Annotated in this window: 20 protein-coding genes; 10 read left to right on the top strand and 10 right to left on the bottom strand. The window is 68.0% G+C overall.

Annotated elements, in window-relative coordinates; translation table 11 throughout:
- Positions 1-50: 50 nt before the first annotated feature.
- The 4 genes from thiS to GQ674_RS15055 all read left to right on the top strand — a co-directional run bounded on the left by thiS (position 51) and on the right by GQ674_RS15055 (position 3,715).
- A complete protein-coding gene (thiS, locus tag GQ674_RS15040) occupies positions 51-251 on the top strand; it encodes a sulfur carrier protein ThiS (protein WP_159497722.1) in 201 nt (66 codons plus the stop codon).
- Positions 252-314: 63 nt separating this feature from the next.
- Positions 315-1,106 (top strand): thiazole synthase, encoded by a 792-nt coding sequence (locus GQ674_RS15045; RefSeq protein WP_128096404.1) that lies wholly within the window; start codon positions 315-317, stop codon positions 1,104-1,106.
- Positions 1,106-1,840, top strand: coding sequence for a tRNA (guanosine(46)-N7)-methyltransferase TrmB (gene trmB, locus GQ674_RS15050; protein ID WP_159497723.1), 735 nt, complete (start codon positions 1,106-1,108; stop codon positions 1,838-1,840). Before GQ674_RS15045 ends, trmB begins: the two co-directional genes overlap by 1 nt.
- 27 nt (positions 1,841-1,867) lie before the next feature.
- On the top strand, positions 1,868-3,715 hold the full coding sequence (locus GQ674_RS15055; protein ID WP_159497724.1) for an SLC13 family permease: 1,848 nt from the start codon (positions 1,868-1,870) through the stop codon (positions 3,713-3,715).
- A gap of 30 nt (positions 3,716-3,745) precedes the next feature.
- Here GQ674_RS15055 and GQ674_RS15060 read toward each other — a convergent pair whose 3' ends face one another.
- Positions 3,746-4,093, bottom strand: coding sequence for a Rieske 2Fe-2S domain-containing protein (locus tag GQ674_RS15060; RefSeq protein WP_159497725.1), 348 nt, complete (start codon positions 4,091-4,093; stop codon positions 3,746-3,748).
- 177 nt (positions 4,094-4,270) lie between these two features.
- Here GQ674_RS15060 and GQ674_RS15065 point away from each other — a divergent pair, with 177 nt between their 5' ends.
- From GQ674_RS15065 to GQ674_RS15080, 4 genes are all read left to right on the top strand, one after another.
- On the top strand, positions 4,271-4,546 hold the full coding sequence (locus GQ674_RS15065) for a hypothetical protein (RefSeq protein ID WP_159497726.1): 276 nt from the start codon (positions 4,271-4,273) through the stop codon (positions 4,544-4,546).
- Positions 4,547-4,654: 108 nt separating this feature from the next.
- Complete coding sequence (locus tag GQ674_RS15070) at positions 4,655-5,362, top strand: fumarylacetoacetate hydrolase family protein (RefSeq protein WP_159497727.1); 708 nt, start codon at positions 4,655-4,657, stop codon at positions 5,360-5,362.
- A gap of 54 nt (positions 5,363-5,416) precedes the next feature.
- On the top strand, positions 5,417-5,830 hold the full coding sequence (gene mscL / locus GQ674_RS15075) for a large-conductance mechanosensitive channel protein MscL (protein ID WP_159497728.1): 414 nt from the start codon (positions 5,417-5,419) through the stop codon (positions 5,828-5,830).
- A 245-nt stretch (positions 5,831-6,075) separates the two neighbouring features.
- Positions 6,076-7,497 (top strand): M28 family peptidase, encoded by a 1,422-nt coding sequence (locus GQ674_RS15080; RefSeq protein ID WP_159497729.1) that lies wholly within the window; start codon positions 6,076-6,078, stop codon positions 7,495-7,497.
- A gap of 44 nt (positions 7,498-7,541) precedes the next feature.
- Here the strand turns inward: GQ674_RS15080 and GQ674_RS15085 are convergent, their stop codons facing one another.
- The 9 genes from GQ674_RS15085 to GQ674_RS15125 form a co-directional block, all read right to left on the bottom strand.
- Complete coding sequence (locus GQ674_RS15085) at positions 7,542-9,008, bottom strand: alanine/glycine:cation symporter family protein (protein WP_159497730.1); 1,467 nt, start codon at positions 9,006-9,008, stop codon at positions 7,542-7,544.
- 43 nt (positions 9,009-9,051) lie between these two features.
- A complete protein-coding gene (locus tag GQ674_RS15090) occupies positions 9,052-10,047 on the bottom strand; it encodes a hypothetical protein (RefSeq protein WP_159497731.1) in 996 nt (331 codons plus the stop codon).
- A 564-nt stretch (positions 10,048-10,611) separates the two neighbouring features.
- Positions 10,612-11,391, bottom strand: a complete 780-nt coding sequence (locus tag GQ674_RS15095; RefSeq protein WP_236546314.1) for a TrmH family RNA methyltransferase — start codon at positions 11,389-11,391, stop codon at positions 10,612-10,614.
- Positions 11,392-11,443: 52 nt separating this feature from the next.
- Positions 11,444-12,961, bottom strand: coding sequence for an alanine/glycine:cation symporter family protein (locus GQ674_RS15100; RefSeq protein ID WP_159497733.1), 1,518 nt, complete (start codon positions 12,959-12,961; stop codon positions 11,444-11,446).
- 326 nt (positions 12,962-13,287) lie between these two features.
- A complete protein-coding gene (locus GQ674_RS15105; protein ID WP_159497734.1) occupies positions 13,288-16,413 on the bottom strand; it encodes an efflux RND transporter permease subunit in 3,126 nt (1,041 codons plus the stop codon).
- A complete protein-coding gene (locus GQ674_RS15110) occupies positions 16,410-17,486 on the bottom strand; it encodes an efflux RND transporter periplasmic adaptor subunit (protein ID WP_159497735.1) in 1,077 nt (358 codons plus the stop codon). The genes GQ674_RS15105 and GQ674_RS15110 overlap by 4 nt, the downstream gene beginning before the upstream one ends.
- 468 nt (positions 17,487-17,954) lie before the next feature.
- The gene (locus GQ674_RS15115) at positions 17,955-20,015 is read right to left on the bottom strand and encodes a TonB-dependent copper receptor (RefSeq protein WP_159497736.1); all 2,061 of its coding nucleotides are present in this window, start codon (positions 20,013-20,015) and stop codon (positions 17,955-17,957) included.
- 73 nt (positions 20,016-20,088) lie between these two features.
- Positions 20,089-20,592, bottom strand: a complete 504-nt coding sequence (locus GQ674_RS15120; protein ID WP_236546096.1) for a DUF2946 family protein — start codon at positions 20,590-20,592, stop codon at positions 20,089-20,091.
- 240 nt (positions 20,593-20,832) lie between these two features.
- On the bottom strand, positions 20,833-21,816 hold the full coding sequence (locus tag GQ674_RS15125; protein ID WP_038686579.1) for a LysR family transcriptional regulator: 984 nt from the start codon (positions 21,814-21,816) through the stop codon (positions 20,833-20,835).
- Between the two features lie 204 nt (positions 21,817-22,020).
- On the opposite strand from GQ674_RS15125, the gene cysK reads away from it, so the two are divergent.
- Together cysK and GQ674_RS15135 are read left to right on the top strand one after the other, a co-directional pair.
- A complete protein-coding gene (gene cysK, locus GQ674_RS15130; protein ID WP_159497737.1) occupies positions 22,021-22,980 on the top strand; it encodes a cysteine synthase A in 960 nt (319 codons plus the stop codon).
- A 246-nt stretch (positions 22,981-23,226) separates the two neighbouring features.
- Positions 23,227-23,823 carry an O-acetyl-ADP-ribose deacetylase gene (locus tag GQ674_RS15135; protein ID WP_128098081.1) on the top strand — a complete coding sequence of 199 codons (597 nt, stop codon included), beginning with the start codon at positions 23,227-23,229 and terminating at the stop codon, positions 23,821-23,823.
- The last annotated feature ends 28 nt before the right edge of the window (positions 23,824-23,851 follow it).

The raw sequence follows: 23,851 nt of genomic DNA on the forward strand, positions 1-23,851 counted from the left end.
GGCGGCCGGCAAGGGTACGCACCCCGGCCACAATTAGGGACAATGGCGTCATGAACATCGTCCTCAATGGCGACACCCGCCAGCTTCCGCAAAGCGCCACCGTCCACGACCTGCTGCACACCGAGCACCTGCTTGAGCGCCGGGTGGCGGTGGAAGTCAACGGCGAGATCGTCACCCGCAGCCGGCATGCCAGCCACACCCTGCAGGACGGCGACGTGGTCGAAATCGTGCATGCGCTGGGCGGTGGTTGACCGTGTTGGACGCCGCGTTGCCGGGGCCAGCATCGTGACGCGCGATAGGCGATAATTCGCGCCATGAATCCACACGCCCCCAACGACGCGCTGGTGATCGCCGGCAAGACTTACGGTTCCCGGCTGTTGACCGGCACCGGCAAGTTCAAGGACCTGGAAGAAACCCGCATCGCCACCGATGCCGCCGGTGCCCAGATCGTGACCGTGGCGATCCGCCGCACCAACATCGGGCAGAACCCGGGCGAGCCGAACCTGCTCGACGTGCTGCCGCCGGACCGCTACACCATCCTGCCCAACACCGCCGGCTGCTACACCGCCGAAGACGCCGTGCGCACCTGTCGCCTGGCCCGCGAGCTGCTGGACGGCCACAACCTGACCAAGCTGGAAGTGCTGGGCGACCAGAAGACCCTGTACCCGGACGTGGTGCAGACCCTCAAGGCCGCCGAGCAGCTGGTCAAGGATGGCTTCGCGGTCATGGTCTACACCTCCGACGACCCGATCCTGGCCAAGCGCCTGGAGGAGATCGGCTGCGCCGCGGTGATGCCGCTGGCCGCGCCGATCGGCTCGGGCCTGGGCATCCAGAACAAGTACAACCTGCTGCAGATCATCGAAGACGCCAAGGTGCCGATCATCGTCGACGCCGGCGTCGGCACGGCCTCGGATGCGGCGATCGCGATGGAGCTGGGCTGCGACGGCGTGCTGATGAACACCGCCATCGCCGGCGCTCGCAACCCGGTGTTGATGGCCAGCGCGATGCGCAAGGCGGTCGAGGCCGGGCGCGAGGCGTTCCTGGCCGGGCGCATTCCGCGCAAGCGCTACGCCAGTGCGTCCTCGCCGGTGGATGGGCTGATCTGATGACCAATCCTTTCGACAGTGCCGGCGCCAAGGCCCCGGCCAAGCCGTTCACCATCACCGAAGGCCGCCGCGAGGTCCGCAGCTTCGTGCTGCGCCAGGGTCGCTTCACCCCCGCCCAGCAGCGCGCGTTCGACGATCGCTGGCCGCGCTTCGGCCTGGACTTCACCGGCCAGCCGCGCGACCTGGACGCCACCTTCGGCCGTGACGCGCGCAAGGTGCTGGAAATCGGCTTCGGCAACGGTGCCGCGCTGCGCTTTGCCGCCCAGCAGGACCCCAGCCGCGACTACATCGGCCTGGAAGTGCACGCTCCCGGCGTGGGCCGCCTGCTCAACGCGCTGGCCGACGACAACGCCGACCACGTGCGCCTGTACCACCACGACGCGGTGGAGGTGCTGGAAAAGGAAATCGGCGATGGCGTGCTCGATGAGGTCCGCATCTATTTCCCGGACCCGTGGCACAAGAAGCGCCACAACAAGCGGCGCCTGATCCAGCCGGCGTTCGCCGCGCTGCTGGTGCGCAAGCTGCGCAGTGGCGGCCGCCTGCACTGTGCCACCGACTGGGAAGACTACGCCGAGCAGATGTGGGACGTGCTGGACGCCACGGACGGGCTGACCAACCGCGCCGGTCCGCGCGGCCAGGTGGACCGCCCCGAATGGCGCCCGCAGACCCACTTCGAAACCCGTGGCCAGAAGCTCGGCCATGGCGTGTGGGACCTGTTGTACGACCGCACCTGATCCTGGCCCTAGGAACCGCGCCACCCCATGGATACCGCGCTGACGCTGACCACAGACATGAAGCTCGTTCTCGGGCTGGTCGGCTTCACGATGGCGATGTTCCTGTTCGAGCGCATCCGCGCCGACGTGGTGGCGCTGGTGGTGCTGGTGGTACTGGGTGTCACCGGCCTGATCGCGCCGGAGGAGATCTTCGGCGGCTTCTCCGGTAACGCGGTGATGAGCATCATCGCAACCACCATCCTCGGTGCGGGCCTGGACCGCACCGGGGCGTTGAACCGGCTGGCGGCGTGGTTGCTGCGCCGGGGGCATGGGGTGGAAACCCGCCTGCTGATGATGACCACCGCCATTGCCGGCCTGAACTCCTCGTTCATGCAGAACCCGTCGGTGATGGCGCTGTACCTGCCGGTGGCCTCGCGGCTGGCCGCACGCACCGGGCTGACCCTGCAGCGCCTGCTGCTGCCGATTGCCGCGGCGATCGTGATGGGCGGTGCGCTGACCATGGTCGGCAACTCGCCGCTGATCCTGCTCAACGATCTGCTGGCGTCGGCCAACAACAACCTGCCCTCGGGCCTGGCCACCATCGAGCCGCTGCGCATGTTCGCGCCGCTGCCGATCGGTGTGGCGCTGCTGGTCGCCTCGCTGCTGTATTTCCGCTACTTCGGCGACCGCAAGCTGGTCGAAGAGGAGACCCTGGCCAACGACGGGGTCACCCCGGCGCGCACCGAGAGCTACTTCGCCAAGACCTACGGCATCGAAGGCGACGTGTTCGAGCTGGTGGTGAGCGCCGAGAGCCCGCTGGTGGGCATGACCCTGGGCGAGGCGGAGAACGTGCACGACGCGCCGCTGCTGCTGGCGCTCAAGACCGGCAATGACACCCGGCTGGCACCACCGGCGGAGATGCGCATCTGGGTGGGCAGCGTGCTGGGGGTGATGGGTGCCCGCGCGCAGGTCAACGACTTCGCGCAGAACCAGTTCCTGCGCATGTCCTCGCGCCTGAAGCACCTGGGCGACCTGTTCAACCCCAGCCGCGCCGGTATTTCCGAGGCCGTGGTGCCGCCCACCTCCGACGTGATCGGCAAGACCGCCTCGGAACTGCGGCTGCGCAAGCAGCGCGGGATCAGCCTGCTGGCGATCAACCGCGACAAGCAGGTGATCCGCGAGGACGTGCGCAACGTGGCCCTGCGCGCCGGCGACATGCTGGTCTTCCACAGCATCTGGACCGACCTGGCCCAGGCCGCCAAAAGCCGCGACTTCGTGGTGGTCACCGACTACCCCAAGGGCGAGCAGCGACCGCACAAGTTCAAGATCGCGATGAGCATCTTCGCCATCACCATCCTCATCGCGCTGACCTCCAAGCTGCCGGTGGCGCTGACCCTGATGACCGGCGTGGCCGGCATGCTGCTCACCGGCGTGCTGCGCATGGACGAGGCGTATGCCTCGATCAACTGGAAGACCATCTTCATGATGGCCGGGCTGATTCCGCTCGGCTGGGCCATGGACAGCAGTGGCGCGGCGGCGTGGATCGCCGGCCACACCATCGACCGGCTGCCGACCGGCATCCCGGTGTGGGTGCTGGAAATCGCGCTGGCGTTGTTGACCACCATGTTCTCGCTGGTGATCAGTCACGTCGGGGCGACCATTGTGATGGTGCCCATCGCAGTGAACCTGGCGCTGGCCGCCGGTGGCAGCCCCACCGCGTTTGCGCTGATCGTGGCGCTGTCGGCCTCCAACAACCTGATGACGGCGTCCAACCCGGTGATTTCGATGATCACCGGGCCGGCCAACTACACCCCGCGCGAGCTGTGGCGCGTCGGTGCGCCGCTGTCGTTGATCTACACCATCGTGGTGGTGGCGATGATCAACCTGATGTTCTGAGGCGAAGGCGTAGCGACCAACGGTCGCTACCTACCCAAGCCACACCTGGCCGTCGCGCACCTGCAACGGTACCGCGCGCAGGCGGTCGCCCTTGCACGGGCCGGCCACGCAGCCGCCATCGTCGAGCGAGAACGACGCGCCGTGCGCGGCACAGACCAGATGGCCGTCCCGGCTTTTCAGGAACTGCCCCGGAGCCCAGTCCAGGCGTCGGCCGGCATGCGGGCAGATGTTCAGCCAACCGCGTACGTCGTCGCCATCGCGGTACATGACCAGCGACTCACTGTCGCCGTCCAGGGTGACCTCGACCTCGGCAAAGCCCGCGTCGGCAATGGCGTCCAGGGCAATCAAGGGAGCGGCGGTGGTATCGGAAACGGACATGTCGGCACGCATATTCAACGGGGCGGCATTCTCTCACGCCGTCACGTGGCTGGCCCGGCGATGAACACAAGTCATTGATTTGAAATGAACGCGCGGTACGTTTAACGAGTTTTTCACTCAATGACAGGGACCACCCCGGATACTGATGGCTCGCTGACTTCAGCCCAAAGAAACGCCATGTACAACCGCTACTTCCAGTTCAACACGTTCCGCACCCTGTTCGCGCCGCGCAAGCCGCGCCACCCGTTGGTGCGCGTTGCGGTCGGTCTGTTGGGCCTGGCAATCCTGGCCGCGCTGGTATTCGTGGGTGTGTTCGTGGGCGCGGCGATGATCATCGCCGGCCTGGCATGGAAGCTGCTCGCCCAGCGCAAGAGTGCGCGCACCGCTCCGTCGCGGGTCGTGGACGGCGAATACCGTGTGGTCCGCAAGCAGGCCTTGCCGATGTCGCGTTGATTGACGCGCGTCCCTCCTGATGACGGCCGCGCCCTGCGCGGCCGTTTCTGTTTGTGGGAGCCGAAAAACGCTCTAGACTGCGGCGAAACCTCTCCACAGGACGCGCGCATGACCGATGTAATCCCCACGCCCGAGCAGCCCCGCATTCCGGTCGCCGGTGGCGGTACGTTCCCGGTGCGCCGGATCTACTGTGTGGGCCGCAACTTCGCCGACCACGCGCGCGAAATGGGGGCGGCCGTGCCCGCCGCCGATGATCGCGGCCGCCCGATGTTCTTCAGCAAGCCCGCCGATGCGATCGTGGTTGGACATGACGATGTGATCCCCTACCCGCCTGCCACGCACGACCTGCACCACGAAGTGGAGCTGGTGGTGGCGATCGGTCGCGACGCGCCGGCCGGCGAGCTGCCGGTGGACCAGGCCGAGGCGTTGGTCTTCGGCTACGGTGTCGGGCTGGATCTGACCCGCCGCGACCTGCAGGCAGCTGCCAAGGCCAAGGGGCATCCGTGGGATCCGGCCAAGGGCTTCGATCATTCCGCACCGATCAGCGAACTGGTCCCGGCCGGCGAAGTGGGCGACCTGGCCGCGCTCAACCTGTCGCTGGAAATCAACGGCGAAGTGCGCCAGCAATCGCTGCTGGACCAGATGATCTGGAACGTGCCGGAAATCCTGCACGAACTGTCCAAGCTGTGGGCACTGAAAGCCGGCGACCTGGTCTTCATGGGCACCCCCGCCGGGGTGGCCGCCTTGAAGCCGGGGGATCGTTTCAGCGCGCGGCTGGAAAACGTGGCCGAGCGCCATGGCATCATCTCCGAATGACACCCCCGGCATTACGCTGGCGTATCTGTTGATTTTCCCCACGAGGAGAGCCTGATGGGCGTACTGACTGAGTTCAAGGAATTTGCCATGCGTGGCAACGTCATCGACCTGGCGGTCGGTGTCGTGATTGGTGCCGCGTTCGGCAAGATCGTCACCGCACTGGTCGACAAGATCATCATGCCGCCGCTGGGTTGGGTGATTGGACGCGTGGATTTCTCGGAACTGGCCTGGACCTTGGCACCTGCGCGCGTGGATCCAACCGGCAAGGAAATTCCGGCGGTGGTGATCGGCTACGGCGACTTCCTCAACACCGTGGTGCAGTTCGTCATCGTGGCGTTTGCCATCTTCATGGTGGTGAAGTTCATCAACCGCCTGGCGCGCAAGAAGCAGGCCGAGCCCGCTGCGCCGCCCGCGCCGAGCGAAGAAGTGCTGCTGCTGCGCGAGATCCGCGACAACCTCAAGCAGTAAGCATTCGTACGGTAGTGCCGACCGCTGGCCGGCTCTGCAGGCACCCGATATTGCGTGGGGCCGGCCAGTGGCCGGCACTACCGGGCATCGGGTTCCGCCGTGGCAGATGCGCATTCAAAAACCCCGCCCCGGCGGGGTTTTCGCGTATGGAAAACAGCGTCCGCGCAACCATGACCTCCCACCCATGTGCGGGCCCGGCAGGCTGCTAAGCTCGGACGCTTCTGTCCTGCTTTCCGGAGCTGTCCATGCGTCGCCGCGTCCTTGCCATCGCATCCTCCCTCGCACTGTTGGCCGCCCCGGCGTTCGCGGCGACCGGCCCCACTACGCTGGCACCCAAGTCGCTGGCCACCGCAGCCGAACTGCGCGAGCAGGCCCTCAAGGACGACACCGGCTGGAAGGTGGTCGAGTCGCTCACCACCGAGATCGGCCCGCGCATCGCCGGTGGCGAAGCCGATGCCCGCGCCGTGGCCTGGGCCGTGGCCAAGTTCAAGGCACTGGGCTTTGACAAGGTCTGGACCGAGCCGGTGACCTTCCCCAAGTGGGAGCGCCGCAGTGAACACGCCCATGTGATCGGCAAGCACGCACAGCCGCTGACCATTACCGCCCTGGGCGGCAGCCCGGGCGGCACGGTCGAGGCCGAGGTGGTGCGCTTTGCCGACCTGGCCGCGCTGCAGGCGGCGCCGGAAGGCTCATTGAAGGGCAAGATCGCCTTCGTCGACTACCAGATGACTGCCTACCGCGACGGCCGTGACTACGGCAACGGGGGCGCAGTTCGTAGCAAGGGTCCGTCCGAGGCGATCCGCAAGGGCGCGGTGGGCTTTGTGATGCGCTCGGCCGGTACCGATTCGCACCGCGTGCCGCACACCGGCATCACCCGTTTCGATGAGGGTCTGACGCCGGTGCCGGCCGCCGCATTGTCGGTACCCGATGCCAACCAGCTCGCTCGCCTGGTCGCCCTCGGCAGCACCACGCTGAAGCTGAGCCTGGATTGCGGGTGGGACGGCAAGGCCACCTCGTACAACGTCATCGGCGAAATCACCGGGCGCAGCCTGCCCAAGGAAGTCGTGGTGATCGGCGGTCACCTCGATTCCTGGGACCTGGGCACCGGCGCGGTGGACGATGGCGCCGGCGTGGGCATCACCATGGCCGCGGGCCATCTGATCGGCCAGCTCAAGCAGGCGCCGAAGCGCACCATCCGCGTGGTGGCGTTCGCCAACGAGGAACAGGGTCTGTACGGCGGCAAGGCGTATGCCGAGGCGCATGCCAAGGACGTGGTGCTGCACCAGCTGGCCGCCGAGAGCGACTTCGGCGCCGGCCGCATCTACGCCTTCAACACCGGCTCGCCGAACCCGCAGGGCTCGCGCGATGCCACCCGCCAGATCGCCGAGGTGCTCAAGCCGCTGGGCATCGAGTACGCGGCCGACAAGGGCGGCCCGGGCCCAGACGTAGGCCCGCTGGCCGCCAAGGGCGGTGCCTGGGCGTGGTTGGCGCAGGACGGCAGCGACTACTTCCACCTGCACCACACCGCCGACGACACCCTGGACAAGATCGATCCGGCGGCGCTGGCACAGAACGTAGCCGCCTACACCGTGTTTGCCTACCTGGCCGCCGAGGCCGACGGCAGCTTCGGCAGCGAAGCCAAGCCAACCACGCCGCCCAACGAATGACGGCTCGCAGGGACCGTGGCAGCAGGCCACGGTCCCTGCCCTGCTCACTTACCGCCGCGCGCGGCGATCTCGTTCCACAGCTCCGCCCGGGCAACGCCGGCCGCCTGCGGGTTGAACACCGGATCGATGCCGGCACGCCGGCTCTTCTCATAATCGCGCAATGCGGCCAGCGCCGGCTTCTGCAACAGCACCAACGCGATGATGTTCAACCAGCTCATCAGGCCGACGCCGATGTCGCCCAGCGACCACGCCACCGTTGCGGTATTGACCGCCGACCACGTCGCCACGCCCACGAACGCCACCTGGAACAGCCGCAGCGCCCACGGCCGATGCTGGTTGCGGCACAGGTACACCACATTGGTTTCGGCGTTGTAGTACAGCGCCAGGATGGTGCTGAACGCGAAGGGCAGGATCGCCAGGGCGATGAAGGCCGTGCCGAACCCGGGCAACGCCGATTCCACCGCGTGCTGCACGAAGTGCGGCCCCGCAGCCAACCCGGGCACGTTCGCCACCAGCATGCCGGCATGGCTGGCCGCGGCCGGGTCGTACACGTTGTAGGCACCGGTGGACAACACCAGGAACGCGGTGGCGCTGCACACCACCAGGGTGTCGATGTAGACCGAGAACGCCTGCACCAGCCCCTGCTTGACCGGGTGCGAGACCTCGGCGGCCGCAGCCGGATGCGCGCCGCTGCCCATCCCGGCCTCGTTTGACATCACCCCGCGACGCACGCCCCACTGGATGGCAGTGCCGATCATCGCGCCAAACGCGGCGTCGGTACCGAACGCGCTGTCGACGATCAGCCGCGCCATGCCCGGCAGCGCGTCCACGTTGAGCGCCATCACCACCGCAGCCACCAGCAGGTAGCCGATCGCCATTACCGGCACCACCACCTGCACCACGTTGGCGATGCGGCGCACGCCGCCGAAGATCACCAACCCGACCACGACCACCATACCGGCCGCCGATGCACTGGCGGGAATACCCCAGGCGCCGTCAAGCGCGCTGGCGATCGCGTTGGACTGGGTGCCCGGCAGGAACAGCCCGCAGCCGATCACCGCACTCCACGCGAAGGCCACGGCATACCAGCGCTGGCCCAACGCGCGTTCGATGTAGTACGCCGGGCCACCGCGGTACTGGCCGTTGGCGTCGCGCTCCTTGTAGATCTGCGCCAACGTTGATTCGATGAAGGCGCTGCTGGCGCCCAGGAAGGCCACGCACCACATCCAGAAGATCGCACCGGGACCACCGTAGGCAATGGCCATCGCGACGCCGGCGATGTTGCCGACGCCGACCCGGCTGGACAGCGACAGGCTCAGTGCCTGGAACGAAGACACCCCGGAAGCCGAGCGGGTGGAACTGAACAACAGGCGCAGCATGTCCGGCAATGCGCGTAGCTGGATGAAACGGGTACGCACGCTGAAGTACAGGCCAGCCAACAGGCACAGCCCCACCAGCGCCGGGCTCCAGACCAGGTCGAGCAGGCGGGCAACGATGGATTCGACGGTCATGGGCGGCTCCCGATGGCGGTGCGGAGGGTCGAAGGCGCGCGCATCAGAAGAACATCCCGAGCGCGATCTGCGGGCTGACGAACGCGCCGCTGTTGCGGCCGCCCACGCTGAACTCCACGCCGGCGATCAGCCCCAGCGACGGACTGAAGTGGTACTCGATGGCCGGCGCCACGCTGACACTGCTGCTGGAAGGTCGGCGCTGGTTGATGCTCCGCAGGCCCTCGCTGCCCGGGGCATAGCCGGTGATGTGCTGGTCGCTTTCGCGGCTGGCGGTGACGTCCAGCGCGGCCACCCAGCGCGCGTTGACGCTGTACTCGGCCCCCAGCGACAGACCGAGCAACGAGCCGCGCGCGATGCTGCCCCGGAACCCGGGATCGGTGCCATACACACTGCTGTCGTGCAGCGCCACGCGTGCCGGTGCCGGGCTGGCGCTGAGCTGGCCACGCCAGCGCAACGGGCGGTCGTTGGGCATCCACAGCACCTGCTGCACACCGAGTGCGAAGGTGGTGCGCTGCACGCCATCGCCCTGGGCGTTGAGTGGATTGCCCCCGATGCGGTCGTAGCTGCCGGTGGCAAAGCGCTGCAGCAGCGCCACCGAGATGGCCGGGCGCGTGCCGTCGGCGCTGGGGGCCTGCAGCAGGTACTGCAGCCGCGCGGTGGTGTCGCCCGCACGCACGGCACCGCTGCGCGCGCCAGCCGCGTCGGCACGTGCCGCGCTGAGATTGACCTGCGCGGTGACGCGCTCGCCCATGCCGTAGGCGATGGGCACGACGGTAAGCCAGGCGCCGCTGTCGCTGCTGCGCTGGCGGCGGCCGTTGGCGTCGTAACCGGCATCACTGTCGACGCGGACCAGGTAGGGCTCGATGTACCAATGGCCGCGCGGCACTCCGGCCGGGTTGGCGGTGACCAGTGGACCCGTGAAATTCACCCCGTCAAGGCTGCGTGCCTGGGCAGCGGCGTGCGGGGCGAACAGCCCCAGGGGAACAGCCGCCAGCGCTAGCGCGGCGACACGATGAAACGACAACGCGGACAAGGTCATGCCAAGGCTCCCGTGAGACTGGAAAGAAGACGGTGCACACGCACACCGCCGCGCCAATCTGCACAGCCCGTTGGGCGGCAACAATGTGCAGAACCCTTGTTTTCGTCGATCTGTGCGGGGCCGCACGCACGCCGTTTCGCATCACATGCGATGGTGGTGTTCTGCGTTCTTGGCCGGCGATCACAACCACGGTGTTCATTGCGTGGGGCAATGACGGAAGCGTGGAGAGCGGGTGTTTCCGCGGGGTGTGCAGCCACCCGTGGGGCGGCTCTACCAATCGATGACGCATAAAAAAGCCCGGTCGAAGAACGACCGGGCTACCGGGACTCGTCACACCCCACGCGGTGAGCGTCACAGACTTGCTGCGATCCGGACAACGGCGCCGCGCTGGGTGGGTGTCTCTCCTCACCTACCCAGCACAGTACCGCCGAGCACTGTGACGCAGCTCAAGGCCGGCGCACTATGCGAAAAATCCGAATCGGCTGTAGTCATAACGCTATCGGTGACACCGATCACATCGCGTTGGGCAAGCGCGCACGCGCGCTACCCGAAACCGCATCCTGCTCAGCGTGCCTGGCGTCCGTACCAGTGCGCCAGCAGCACCGCTGTCGCCGATGCAACGTTGAGGCTTTCCACTGCGCCGGTGCCCGGAATGGACACCTGCGCGTCACAATCCTGCGCCAGTTCACGGTCCATGCCTTCGCCTTCGGCACCCATCACGTAGACCAGACGCGCCGGCACGTCGCTGGCGAAGAGGTTGTTGCCGCCGTCCACCAGCGTCGCGGCCAGGCCGAAGCCGGCGTCGCGCAGCTGCTGCATCGCCTCCGGCAGCGCGGGCAGGCGCACCAGCGGCACCGATTCGGCGCCGCCTTCGGCCACGCGCGCGGCCGCACCGGACAGCGCCAGCGTGGACCCCGGTGGCAGCAGCAGGCCAGCCACGCCGAAATGCGCCGCCGAGCGCAGGATCGCGCCGAAATTGTGCGGATTGCCCACGCCATCCAGCCACAGCGCCAGCGCCGGCGTACCGGCCGGCAGCGTGCCCAGCCACTCGCCCAGCTCCAGCATCGGCGCGCGCAGCACGTCGGCCACCACGCCTTCATGGTGGGTGGTAGCGGCCAGCTTGTTGAGGTCGCCCTCTTCCACCACGCGGTACCCCACCCGGTTGGACACGCACCACTTCAGCATCGGCTGCAGGCGCGGGATCAGCGATTCGGCCAGGTACAGCTTGCGCAGCGCCTGCGGGCGCTTGTCGAACAGGGCCTGCACGGCGTTCCAGCCGTACAGGCGCAGCTCGTCGTTGCCCCGCCCCGGCGGTGGCGGCGTGCCGCCCTCGCGCGGGGGCAGCGGGGTGGCCCGCGGCGGCCGCGAAGACGGGCGGCGGGCATTCTTCCAGGGATCATTCACTACGGGACAACTCCAGCTTGCGTTGACGCCAGAAATCGGCGTTCTTGATGCCCAATGCATCGGGGTCGAAGGTCGGATCCAGGCCGAGCTTCTTCTGTCGTTCGTAATCGCGCAGCGCCAGCATCGCCGGCTTCTGCACGATCAGGATGGCGATGATGTTCAACCAGGCCATCAGGCCCACGCCGATGTCGCCCAGTGCCCACGCCAGGGTGGCGTTGTGGAACGCACCGAACACCACCATGCCGATGATGCCCAGGCGCAGCACCAGCACGGTGAGCGGGCGCTTGCGGTTGTGGTTGATGTAGCTGAGGTTGGTTTCGGCCATGTAGTAATAGGCCATGATCGTGGTGAAGGCGAAGAAGAAGATCGCCAGCGACACGAACGAGGCGCCCCAGCCCGGCAACACCGCTTCCACGCCGGCCTGCGCGTAGCCCGCACCTTCCGGGATACCGGCCAGGCCCTGGAAGATCGGGGCGGCACCTTCCACCGGCGAGTACACGTTGTAGGTGCCGCTGGCCAGGATCAGGAAGGCGGTGGCGGTGCACACCATCATGGTGTCGAAATAGATCGCGAAGGCCTGCACGTAGCCCTGCTTGGCCGGGTGCGAGACCTCCGAGGCGGCTGCCGCGTGCGGGCCCGAGCCCTGGCCGGCTTCATTGGCATAGATGCCGCGCTTGATGCCCCACTCCACCGCCAGGCCCATCATCGCGCCGAACGCGGCATGGGTGCCGAAGGCGCTGTCGAAGATGATGCCGAACATTTCCGGCACGCGGTCGTAGTTGATGATCATGATGACGATGGCCATCAGGATGAACGCGGCGGCCATGAACGGCACCACCACTTCGGCGAAGTTGGCGATGCGCTTGACCCCGCCGAAAATGACCACGCCCAGCAGCAGCGCCACCACGATACCGATGCCCAGCTTCAGTGCCTGGACGTCGGCCAGGCCCATGAATTGGCCATCCAGCGGGCCGCACAGGGCGCCGCCACGGCAGGCGTTGATGATGCTGTCGGCGATGGCATTGGCCTGCACGCCCGGCATCAGGAAGCCGGCGGCGATGATGGTGGCCACGGCGAACGCCAAGGCGTACCACTTCATGCCCATGGCTTTTTCGATGTAGTACGCCGGGCCGCCGCGGTAGCGGCCTTCGGCGTCCTTGGTCTTGTAGATCTGCGCCAGGGTGCATTCCACGTACGAGGTGGAGGCGCCGAGGAAGCCCATGACCCACATCCAGAAGATCGCGCCGGGACCGCCGAAGGCGATGGCGGTGGCCACGCCAGCGATATTGCCGATGCCCATGCGGCCGGCCATCGACATGGCCAAGGCCTGGAAGGAGGACACGCCCGCGTCGGACTTCTCGCCCTTGACGGTGAGGCGGCACATCTCGAAGAAGCCGCGGATCTGCATGAACCGGGTGCGGATGCTGAAGAACAGGCCAGCGCCCAGGCACACGGCGATCAGCGCCTTGCTCCAGATGATGCCGTTGACGAAATGTACGGTTGCTTCCACGCGCTCTCTCCAGTCGGCGGAAAAAAAGGACGTCCCGTCGGCTGGAGGGGACCGCGTCGATTCTCCACCATCAGGGCCGCCACGGGTAGCGCCGGGTGCGTGGGGGGGCGGTGGCGTGGGGGCGACGAACGCGTCGCCACGCGCTTGGGCAACGTAGCGCCGGGCTCTGCCCGGCTGCTTCACGCTTGTTGGCCGTTCGGAGAAGAGCAGCCGGGCAGAGCCCGGCTCTACGCGGCTGCCCCGTCACTCTCCAGGCGCGTGGGCAGCAGGGGCGCGGCAGAGCCCAGCTCTACAACGCCGCAGCTACGTATTCATCTGCCCCCCGGTCAGGCGTGCCCGCCCACCGACGGGGTCTCCGCCTCCTGCTTCTCCAGCTCACGGGCCACCGCTTCGGGCGAACGCGTGTACGGGGCCAGCAGCGAGTAGAACGCCGGCACCACGAACAGCGACAGGAAGGTGGACACGGTGACGCCGAAGATCACCACGATGCCGATGGTGCCGCGGCTGGCCGAGCCCGGGCCACCGGCGACCACCAGCGGGATCGCGCCCACCACGGTGGCGATGGAGGTCATCAGGATCGGGCGCAGGCGCACCATCGACGATTCGACGATGGCCCGGTGCACGTCGCGGCCTTCATCGCGCAGCTGGTTGGCGAACTCCACGATCAGGATGCCGTTCTTGGCCGCCAGCCCCACCAGCATCACGATGCCGATCTGGCTGAACAGGTTGATGCTGCCGCCGCTGACATACAGGCCCAGCAGCGCGCCGAGCACGCCCAGCGGCACGGTCAGCATGATCACCAGCGGGTGGATGAAGCTCTCGAACTGCGCGGCCAGCACCAGGTACACCACCAGCAAGGCCATGGCGAAGGTCAGCAGCACGGCGCTGCCGGCGTTCTGGTACTCGCGCGATTCGCCCTTCCAGTCCAGCTGCGCGTGCTGCGGCAGCTCCTCGCGGGCGGTCTGCTGGGCCCATGCGATCGCCTCGCCCAGCGGGTAGCCCGGGGCCAGGCCCGCGGTGATGGTGATCGAGCGCAGCCGGTTGAAGCGGTTGAGGTTGCCCGCTTCGGCCACTTCGCTGAGCGTGACCAGGTTGGACAGCGGCACCAGCTCGCCGCTGCTGGCGCGCACGCGGATGGCGGCCAGGTCGGCCGGGGTGGCGCGGCCGTCGCGCCCGGCCTGGACCAGCACGTCGTATTCCTCGCCGTTGTCGACGAAGGTGGTGACCCGGCGCGAGCCCATCATGGTTTCCAGCGCACTGCCGATTGCGGTGACCGATACGCCCAGGTCGGCGGCGCGCTGGCGGTCGATGTTGACCCGCATCTGCGGCCGGGTTTCCTTGTAGTCCGAATCCGGGCCGACCAGGCCCGGGTTGTCGGCCATGCGCGCCAGCATGCGGTCGCGCCACTGCGCGATTTCCGCGTACTCCGGCCCGCCCAGCACGATCTGGAACGGCTGGCCCTGGCTGCGCACCAGGCCGCCCCCGACCTGGGTGCGCACGCGCACGCCGCGGATGCCGTCCAGGTGCTTCTGCAGGTCGGCGGCCACGTCCGGCGTGGCGGCCTGGCGCTCGCGCCACGGCTGCAGGAACACGCTGATGCGGCCCGTATGCATTTCTTCGCTGGCACCGAAGCCGCCGGGCACGCGCGGGTTGGCGCGCACGATCGGCTTGTCGTCGCCGACGAACCCGGCCACCACCTTTTCCACTTCCTGCACCTGGCCCACGGTGTAGTCGTAGCCGGCGCCTTCCGGGCCATCGATCATGATCTGGAACGAACCGCGGTCTTCGGCCGGGGCCAGTTCAGAGGGCAGCACCTTGAGCAGCAACGCACTGGCCAGCAGCGACAGCACCATCACCACCACGTAGATCCACGTGCGCCCGACGTGCGCGTCGAGCACGCGCCCGTAGGCGGCCGAGACGCGGTCCAGGTTGCGGTTGATCACCCCGTGCAGGCCCTTGGGCGGCTGGCCGCTGTGCGGCTTGAGCAGCTTGGAGGCCATCATCGGGGTCAGCGTGAGCGAGACGAACGCCGACAGCGCCACCGCAGCCGCCAACGCCACGGCCAGCTCGCGGAACAGGCGGCCGGTATTGCCTTCCAGGAAGCCCACCGGCAGGAACACCGCCACCAGCACGGCGGTGGTGGCGATCACCGCGAAGGCTACCTGCGCGGTGCCGCGCTTGGAGGCCACCAGCGGCGGTTCGCCCAGGTCGATGCGGCGTTGCACGTTTTCCACGACCACGATGGCGTCATCGACGACCAGGCCGATACACAGCACCAGCGCCAGCAGGGTCAGCAGGTTGATGGAGAACCCAAACGCGTACAGCGCGATGAACGCCGCCACCAGGCACACCGGCACGGTGACGGCGGGGATCAGCGCGGCGCGGAAACTGCCGAGGAACAGCCAGATCACCGCCAGTACCAGCAGCATGGCTTCCACCAGCGTGGCGTAGACGCGGTCCACGGCGGCTTCGATGAAGGTGGTGTTGTCGAAGGCGACGAAGATGTGGGTGCCTTCGGGCAGGGTCTGCCCGACCCGCTCGGCTTCGGCACGTGCGGTGCGGGCCACGTCCAGCGAGTTGGCGGTGGAGGTCTTGACGATGCCCAGACCGATGCCCGGTTCGCCATTGCTGCGGTAATACGCGCGTCGCTCGGACGAGGCCAGCTCGATTTTGGCCACGTCGCCCATGCGCACCACGTAGCCGTCGGCGCCCTTGCCCAGCGGAATGGTGGCGAAGTCTTCCGGCTTCACGTAGTTGCGCTCCACGCGCAGGGTGAAGTCGCGGTCGGCCGATTCGATGCGGCCGGCCGGCAGCTCGACGTTTTCATTGCGCAGCGCGGTTTCCACGTCGCCCACGGTAAGGCCACGCGCGGCCAGCTGGTCGCGGTCGAGCCAGATGCGCATGGCATAGCGCTGGCGCCCGCCGATGCGGACCTGGGCCACGCCGTCCAGGCTGGAGAAGCGGTCGACCACGTACCGGTCGGCGTAGTCGCTCAGCTCCAGCGTGTCCATGCTGGAGGAGGTCATGTTGAACCAGATGATCGGGTCGGCGTCGCTTTCGACCTTGGCGATTTCCGGCGGCCGCGCCTCTTCGGGCATGCGGTCGGCAACACGGCTGACCGCATCGCGCACATCGTTGGCGGCCGCCTCGATATCGCGGTTGGAGGTGAATTCAATGCTGACCTGGGCGCGGCCGTTGGAGCTGCGCGCGTTGATGGTATCGATGCCTTCGATGCCGGCCAGGGCGTCTTCAAGCACCTGGGTGATGCGGCTTTCGATCACCGCGGCCGAAGCACCGGTGTAATCCACCGATACCGAGACGATCGGCGGGTCGATCGCGGGCAGCTCGCGCAGGGTCAGGCGGGTGAACGACATGACGCCCAGCACGACCAGCAGCAGGCTCATCACCACCGCGAAGACCGGGCGCTGGATGGAAATGTCGGAGAGTTTCATCCTGCCGGGTCCGCAGGCTTGGCGGCGGGTACGGCCGACGCTGGGCGCTCATCAACCTTCAGGCCCGGGCGCAGCTTGCCGGTACCGTCAACCACGATGCGATCGCCGGCCTTCAGGCCGCTGCGGATTTCGACCACGCCGGCACGGCGCGCGCCGCTGGTGATATCGATGCGTTCCACGCTGTGGTCGGCCTTGACCCGGTACACGAACGAATCGCGGCCCACCTGCACCACGGCGATTTCCGGAATGACCAGGGCCTGGCGCTCCGGGCGGAACATGCGGATGTCCAGCAGCATGCCCGGGCGCAGGGCGTGGTCGGCATTGATGAAGTCGGCGCGCACGGTGACCGCGCGGGTACCCGGGTCGACGCGGGTGTCGATGGTGGCCACCACGCCCTCGAAGCTGCGGCCGGGATAGGCGACGCTGGTGGCGGTGACCTTGTCGCCGGTGCCGAGGCTGGCCAGTTCGGCTTCGGGTACCTGGAAATCGACGTGCATGCGCTCGATGTCGTCCAGGGTGGCGATGCTGGTACTGGGGGTGACCAGCGAGCCCGCACTGACCTGGCGGATGCCGAGCACGCCGGCGAACGGTGCGCGCACGCGACGGTCGCCGATGTCCGACTGCATTTCGCGCACGCGCGCCTCGGCGGCATCGCGGATGGCGCGCTGGGTGTCCAGGGTGGCGCTGGCCACCAGCTGCTGGGCCGCCAGTTCGCGCTGGCGCTTGTACAGCTGGTCGGCCTCGGCAAAGGTGGCTTGCGCCTGCAGCAGGGCCGCTTCCTGGGCCTGCCCGCGCAGGGTGACCAACGGGGTGCCGGCGCTGACCTGCTGGCCGCTCTCGAAGTGGACGGTTTCGATGATCTCGCTGACCTTGGCGGTGATGGTCACCGACTCACGGGCCTTGGCGGTACCCAGCGCCTGCAGCGTGTCGTTCCATGCGGAGGTCTGCACCACCTGGGTAGTGACCGGTACGGAGTCTGCCGCCCGGCGCGCGGTGTCGTCCTTGCTGCTGCACCCGGCCAACAGGGCCAGGGTGAGGCCAGCGGCGATGCGCGCGGTGATGCGTCCCAACATGTGAAAAAATCCCGTTAAACCCACGACCGGCGAGTGTACGGGTCGGGGCTGGCCGGGCATATGTGCCAAGCGTTTACCGGGGCCCGGTGGCAGCCGAAATGCCTTTCGTGCTGGGCTGTGCGGGTGTGTAACGGCGTGTATCGGCACGTGTCGAATGGCGTCAACGGCCGGGGGCATCTCGTAGAGCCGGGCTCTGCCCGGCTGCGGGTCCGTGTCGAGCGGGGACGCCTTCAGCCGGGCCCGGCTCTACGTGGCTGCGGGTCCGTGTCGAGCGGGGACGGCTTCAGCCGGGCAGAGCCCGGCTCTACGTGGCTACGGGTCCGTGTCGAGCGGGGACGCCTTCAGCCGGGCAGAGCCCGGCTCTACGTGGCTGCGGGTCCGTGCCGGACGGTGATGCCTGCAGCCAGGCAGAGCCCGGCTTTACGTGGGGGTGGGCATGCAGCCGGGCAACGCACGGCGCCACGTCCCTCAATACCGGTAATTCACCTTCATCCACGCCGTCCGGCCCGGCTCGTTGATCCGCACCGGGTCGGCCGGGAAGCCGAAGTCCGCGCTGCCGGCCAGGTTCAGGTGCTCGCTGTAGGCGCGGTCGAACACGTTGTCGAGACCGGCGCTGAGCAGCAGCGCGTCGTTGATGCGATAGCTGGCATTGAGCGCCACGGTCGCAAAGCCGGCACTCGGGCCCAGGTCACGGGCCACCACGTTGCCCTGGCCATCGGCGACGCGATGCTGGTGGGTCACCGCGCGGGCCAGCGCGCCGACGCTCCAGCGCTCAGCTTCCCAGGTGGCGCTCAGGCGCGCTTCCAGCGGCGGCATCTGCGGCAGCGGCGTGCCATCGCTGCGGTTTTCGCCCCAGGCATAGGCCAGGCTGCCGCCGAGCTTCCACTGCGGGGCAACGGTGATATCGACACCGGCTTCGGCGCCGGCAAGGCGCGCATTCACGTTGTTGGCCTGGGTCATGCTGCCCATCATGCCGCCGTCGTGATAGGTGAACAGGATGTAGTCCTGCACGCGACCGGCGTAGGCTGACACCCAGGCATTCAGGCGCTCGCTGCGGTACTGCAGGCCGAGGTCGAGCTGGGTGGTTTTCTCCGGCTGGATGCCGGCAAACGCATTCGGCGCGCCCATCGGCCCCCTGTCGGGCGAGAACAGTTCCCAGTAGTCGGGCATGCGTTCGCTGTGGCCGATACCAGCGTACCAGGTCAGCGCGGGAGCGAGGTCACGTTCGATGCGCACAAAGCCGCTGCCGAGGTTCTCGCGGCGCTGCTGGCCAGCGGTGGGGTTGGGCATGGCCATCATGCCGCTGGTTCGACGTTCGTCGGTGACCTCGGCGCGGTCGATGCGCAGGCCGCCCACCCAGCGCTGGGCAGTGCCTTCGCCCAGGGTGATTTCACTGAAGGCACCGAGGCTCTCGAAGCGGGCATCGGTGCGCCAGGGCTGCTGCTGATAGGTGTTGCGGCCCATGCCGCTGCGGTCGCGGTGCCGGCTGTCCTGCGCGTCTACGCCGGCGACCACCGCGATGTCCTGCCAGCGCCATTCCGAGGCGATGCGCCCGCCCGTGGTTCGCCGGTCGACATTGGCCGCCATCGGCATCGGCATGCTGCTGTCCGGGTTCGGCGTGCGCAGCGTGTAGTTGTCCATGACGTGGTCGGCGTCGTTGTAGTACACGTTGACCAACAGCTTGTCCCAGGCACCGGGCAGGTTGTCCTTCTCGAAACGGGCGGCATAGCTGGTGCGCTTGAATGCGGCGCCATCCATGCCGCGCCCGGCATAGCGCGCGATGGCGTCGCCGGTGCCGGCTGACAGCTCCACCACAGTGTCGGCATCGGGGGTCCAGCCGACGGCGACGTCGCTGTTCCACTTGCGCCACTTGGAGGGCACGACGTCGCCGTTGCCGTCCTTGTAATCGTCCGCTTCGGAGCGGTTGCCGTTGACCCGTACGTAGCCCTGCGACGCACCGGCGGTCAGGTCGAGCACCTGGTCATTGCGGTTGCGCGAGCCGACCAGCGCGCTGGCGTTGATGTCCACGCCCGGTGCGTCGAAACGCGGGGTGTCGCGCTCAAAACGCACCGTGCCGGCCGACGCGCCAGCGCCCCAGCGCACGCTTTGCGGTCCCTTGATGATGGTCAGCCGGTCGAAGGTTTCCGGCGCGATGTAGGACAGCGGATTGTCCATGCGCGAGGGGCACGCACCGATCAGGTTGCCCTCGTTGCTGACGATGTTCAGGCGCGACCCGAACATGCCACGCAGCACCGGATCGCCGTTGGTGCCGCCGTTGCGGATCGCCGAAAAGCCCGGCACGGTCTTGAGGTAGTCGGCGCCATCGCTGGCCGGCACCGGTTGCCGCGGCAGGCGCGGGTCGGTGACCCAATGCAGTGGCGAGGACGGGGCGGTGGCGGTCACCACCAGCGTGTCCAGGGTCTGCGCGGGCTCACGCTCGGCGGCGTGCAGCGGCAGCATGGCCAAGGCGAGCGACAGGGAAACAGACAGGCGCGTCATTGCGCCCGCACTGCGGGAAGCGAGATTCATGTGGAACTCCAGAAAACGCACAGGCGCGCGCCGCCATCACGGCGTCACGCAGCAGGAAAGGGCATCGGCGGTTTCAGGCGTTCAGCGGCGGGCCGCGTGCGGCATGCGCGGGCCAGCGCAGGCTGCGCGGTGTGGCGACGGCGCGCAGCACCGTCGGGGCGATCACCGGCAGCGCCGGCAGCAACAGAATCAGCACCGCCAGCCACGGCATCAGCCGCGAGGCCATCATGCAGTACTCGCACGCCTCGCCATGACCGGCGTGTTCGTCCAGCGGCGGCGCAGGTGCACTCGGCGACGGGGCGGCGGCGTGCGTGGCCATGTCGTGCATCGGCATGTCGTGCATCGGCATCGATTGGTGCTGGTGCTGGTGCGAGGCCGGCATGCCGTGCCCGGCGTGCGGGTCGGCGGGAGCATCGGCAACCGGCATGGCATGGGCCATGCCCGACGGCATCAGCATCAACGGCGCATCGGCATGCGCCTGTTGCCAACGGCTGACCAGCGGCGCCAGCGCCATCAGCAGCGTCGCCACGAAGGCGAGCTGCAGCAGAACGGCATACGGGCGACGGCGGACATTCACCCGGTCATGGTAGCGCCCGACCGTGGGCCGGGCGGCCCGATGCCCTGCGACCAACCGTCGCAGCGAATGCGGGCGGCATGCGCGGTGTCGGAGGCGATGTGCCGACCAACGGTCGGCACCTACTGGGCCGTGGGTGCGATGTGTGGTTCCAACCGGGCGCGATGTGCCGCGCGTGTCCGGTGATATGTGGCACCCGCGTCCCGTGCCGCGGTAGCGCCCGACCGTTGGTCGAGCAACCTGTCAGACGGTGATGGTCTGCGTCAGCGATTCCCAGGTCGGCGGCAGCGGCCAGTTGGCCTCCTGGTTGCCGTCGATGACGCGGCGCAGGTCGCGGGTGTCGATCTGCGGGGCGAGCACGTGCACCAGCTCCAGCGCGTAGTCGCGCAGCACGCGGTCACGCGGCAGCACCGCCCAGGCGATGCACTCGTCGATCGGGGCCGGGGCCGGCCACGCGCGCAGGTCTTCGTCGCTGGCGTTGACCGCCATCTCCGCCAGCAGGCCCACGCCCAGGCCGGTGCGCACGTAGGTCTTGATCAGATCCGCGTCCAGCGCGGTCAGCGCGATGTCGGGGGTCAGCCCGGCACTGGCAAAGGCACGCTGCAACGAGGAGCTGCCGCGGGTGGAGGATTCATAGCTGATCAACGGCTGGGTGGACAGCGCCTGCAGGTCCGGCGCGGCACCGGGGCGGTCCAGCACATGCCCGCGCGGCACCAGCACCAGACGCCGCCAGCGGTACAGCGGAATGGCGATACCGGCGCTGGGTTCGGCGCCAGCCGTGGAAATGATCGCAATGTCCGCATCGCCTTGGCTGAGCAGGTCCAGCGCATCGCTTTCAGCGGCCTGCTGCAGGTGCACGCTGACCTGCGGGTAGGCCTGCTTGATCTTCGCCACCGCCGGCGGCAGCACGAAGCGCGCCTGGGTGTGGGTGGTGGTGAGGACCAGCTGGCCCTGGCTCTCGCGGCGCTGGTTGGCCGCGTAGGTGCGGATGTTGTTGGCTTCGCCCAGCACGGCGCGCGCGCGGCCGATCACTTCCACGCCGGCCGGCGTGACCGCTTCCAGGCTGCGCCCCTTGCGCACGAACAACAGGAAGCCCAGCTCGTCTTCCAGCTGCTTGAGCTGCTTGGACAAGCCAGGCTGGGTGGCATGCACCCGCGACGCGGCGAGCGTGATGTTGAGCTCGGCGTCGGCGATGGCCACCAGATAACGGAGTTGGGTCAGCGTCATGGGCGTGTGGCACGGCAGGCGAAGGGAGGGCAATCCGACTGTAGGGCAATTGCCGTCACCAGCTTATAACCAAATGTTGTTTAAGAAGGGTATCAGGTCATTTCCCGGGGGCATATGCCGGGGCTACGGTCTGCCGGAGCATCCCCGCCCTGCCCTCCCCCTGCCGCGCCGGGCGCGGTGAACGGACTTCCCTGGAGCATTCCCATGGCCCTGTACAACTCGATCCTGGACACCATCGGCAACACCCCGGTGGTTCGCCTGAACCGCATCGCCCCCGACCACGTCACCGTCTACGCCAAGGTGGAGTCGTTCAACCCCGGCGGCTCGGTAAAGGACCGGCTGGCACTGGCGATCATCCTGGACGCCGAAGCGCGCGGCGTGCTCAAGCCCGGCGACACCATCGTCGAGGCGACCTCGGGCAACACCGGCGTGGCGCTGGCGATGGTGGCGGCCGCCCGGGGCTACAAGTTCGTGGCCACCATGGTGGAAACCTTCTCCATCGAGCGCCGCAAGCTGATGCGCGCCTACGGGGCCAAGGTGATCCTGACCCCGGCGGCCGAGCGCGGCTCGGGCATGGTGCGCCGGGCCAGGGAGCTGGCCGACGAGCACGGCTGGTTCCTGGCCAGCCAGTTCGCCAATCCGGCGAACCCGGCCTACCACCGCAATACCACCGCGCCGGAGATCCTGCGCGACTTCGCCGGCAAGCGCCTGGACTACTTCGTGACCGGCTGGGGCACTGGCGGCACCCTGACCGGCGTGGGCGAGGTACTGAAGGTGGCCCGCCCGGACACCCGCATCATCGCCACCGAACCGACCGGGGCCGCCCTGCTCAAGGGCGAGGAATGGAAGCCGCACAAGATCCAGGGCTGGACCCCGGACTTCGTGCCGGAGGTGCTCAACCGGGGTGTCTACGACGAACTGCTGACGGTTGACGATGCGCGCGCGATCGAGACCTCGCGCCGGCTGGCCGCCGAGGAAGGCATCTTCGTGGGTATCTCCGCCGGGGCCACGGTGGCCAGCGCGCTGGACATCGCCGACCGGGCCGAGAAGGGCAGCGTGATCCTGGCGATGCTGCCCGACACCGGCGAGCGCTACTTCTCCACCCCGCTGTTTGCCGACATCAACGAGGGCTCCGACGACGACTGGCTGGCCGGTCTGCCCTGAGCCCCGCGTTGGTTTGAAGGAGCCCGAGACGCCCACCGCCCGGTGGGCGTCTTCGTATTCAGCTATCGCTATTGCCTTCATCTACGGTGAAGGCAATGGACCGCATCGTGTGAACTGCAGGGCGCCGCACATCGGGTCGCGTCGCCTGAGACGATGATGACGCAGCCTAGATCCCCCGCCCGGTAACGTGCGGGAAAGCAGTCACCCGTTGCATGGACCCGGTTTCAGTATCAAGGAGCGGCACGCATGAAGATCGAAGTGTGGCAGGGCGACATCACGACCCTGGCGGTGGATGCGATCGTCAATGCGGCCAACGAATCCCTGCTGGGCGGTGGCGGTGTGGACGGCGCGATCCATCGCGCGGCCGGTCCCGCGCTGCTGGCCGAATGCCAGGCCCTGCCCGAGATCCGCCCGGGCATGCGTTGCCCCACGGGCGAGGTGCGTGCCACCGCGGCCTACAACCTGCCGGCCCGCCATGTGATCCATACGGTGGGCCCGGTCTGGCAGGACGGCCAGCGCGACGAACCGGCCCTGCTGGCCAACTGCTACTGGAAGTCACTGCAGCTCGCCGAAACGCTGGGCCTGCAGTCGATCGCGTTCCCGGCCATCAGTTGCGGGGTATTCGGCTACCCGATCCACCAGGCGGCACAGGTGGCCGTGACCGAAACCCTGGCGTGGCAACGCAGCCATGCACAGCCCAAGCGGATCGTGCTGGTGGCCTTCAACACGGCCACCGCGAAAGCCTACCTGCAGGCACTGGCATCGGCAGGACAGGCCGCTGACGAGCCTCGCCCGCTGGTGATGCCACCACTGGGCGACGCAGGATTGGCCGCGTCGCATTGAGCGCACGCGCCTGATGCAGGAAAAACGC

This window comes from Stenotrophomonas sp. 364 (assembly GCF_009832905.1).
In the GTDB taxonomy this organism is placed as follows: domain Bacteria; phylum Pseudomonadota; class Gammaproteobacteria; order Xanthomonadales; family Xanthomonadaceae; genus Stenotrophomonas; species Stenotrophomonas maltophilia_AP.

Excerpts from the sequence above, each read along its gene's own strand:
- GQ674_RS15080 (WP_159497729.1), top strand. The coding sequence starts at position 6,076 with ATGCGTCGCCGCGTCCTTGCCATCGCATCCTCCCTCGCACTGTTGGCC.
- GQ674_RS15070 (WP_159497727.1), top strand. The coding sequence starts at position 4,655 with ATGACCGATGTAATCCCCACGCCCGAGCAGCCCCGCATTCCGGTCGCC.
- GQ674_RS15085 (WP_159497730.1), bottom strand. The coding sequence starts at position 9,008 with ATGACCGTCGAATCCATCGTTGCCCGCCTGCTCGACCTGGTCTGGAGC.
- cysK (WP_159497737.1), top strand. The coding sequence starts at position 22,021 with ATGGCCCTGTACAACTCGATCCTGGACACCATCGGCAACACCCCGGTG.
- GQ674_RS15060 (WP_159497725.1), bottom strand. The coding sequence starts at position 4,093 with ATGTCCGTTTCCGATACCACCGCCGCTCCCTTGATTGCCCTGGACGCC.
- mscL (WP_159497728.1), top strand. The coding sequence starts at position 5,417 with ATGGGCGTACTGACTGAGTTCAAGGAATTTGCCATGCGTGGCAACGTC.
- GQ674_RS15125 (WP_038686579.1), bottom strand. The coding sequence starts at position 21,816 with ATGACGCTGACCCAACTCCGTTATCTGGTGGCCATCGCCGACGCCGAG.
- GQ674_RS15115 (WP_159497736.1), bottom strand. The coding sequence starts at position 20,015 with ATGAATCTCGCTTCCCGCAGTGCGGGCGCAATGACGCGCCTGTCTGTT.
- GQ674_RS15090 (WP_159497731.1), bottom strand. The coding sequence starts at position 10,047 with ATGACCTTGTCCGCGTTGTCGTTTCATCGTGTCGCCGCGCTAGCGCTG.
- GQ674_RS15055 (WP_159497724.1), top strand. The coding sequence starts at position 1,868 with ATGGATACCGCGCTGACGCTGACCACAGACATGAAGCTCGTTCTCGGG.
- GQ674_RS15105 (WP_159497734.1), bottom strand. The coding sequence starts at position 16,413 with ATGAAACTCTCCGACATTTCCATCCAGCGCCCGGTCTTCGCGGTGGTG.
- thiS (WP_159497722.1), top strand. The coding sequence starts at position 51 with ATGAACATCGTCCTCAATGGCGACACCCGCCAGCTTCCGCAAAGCGCC.
- GQ674_RS15135 (WP_128098081.1), top strand. The coding sequence starts at position 23,227 with ATGAAGATCGAAGTGTGGCAGGGCGACATCACGACCCTGGCGGTGGAT.
- GQ674_RS15045 (WP_128096404.1), top strand. The coding sequence starts at position 315 with ATGAATCCACACGCCCCCAACGACGCGCTGGTGATCGCCGGCAAGACT.
- GQ674_RS15065 (WP_159497726.1), top strand. The coding sequence starts at position 4,271 with ATGTACAACCGCTACTTCCAGTTCAACACGTTCCGCACCCTGTTCGCG.
- trmB (WP_159497723.1), top strand. The coding sequence starts at position 1,106 with ATGACCAATCCTTTCGACAGTGCCGGCGCCAAGGCCCCGGCCAAGCCG.
- GQ674_RS15110 (WP_159497735.1), bottom strand. The coding sequence starts at position 17,486 with ATGTTGGGACGCATCACCGCGCGCATCGCCGCTGGCCTCACCCTGGCC.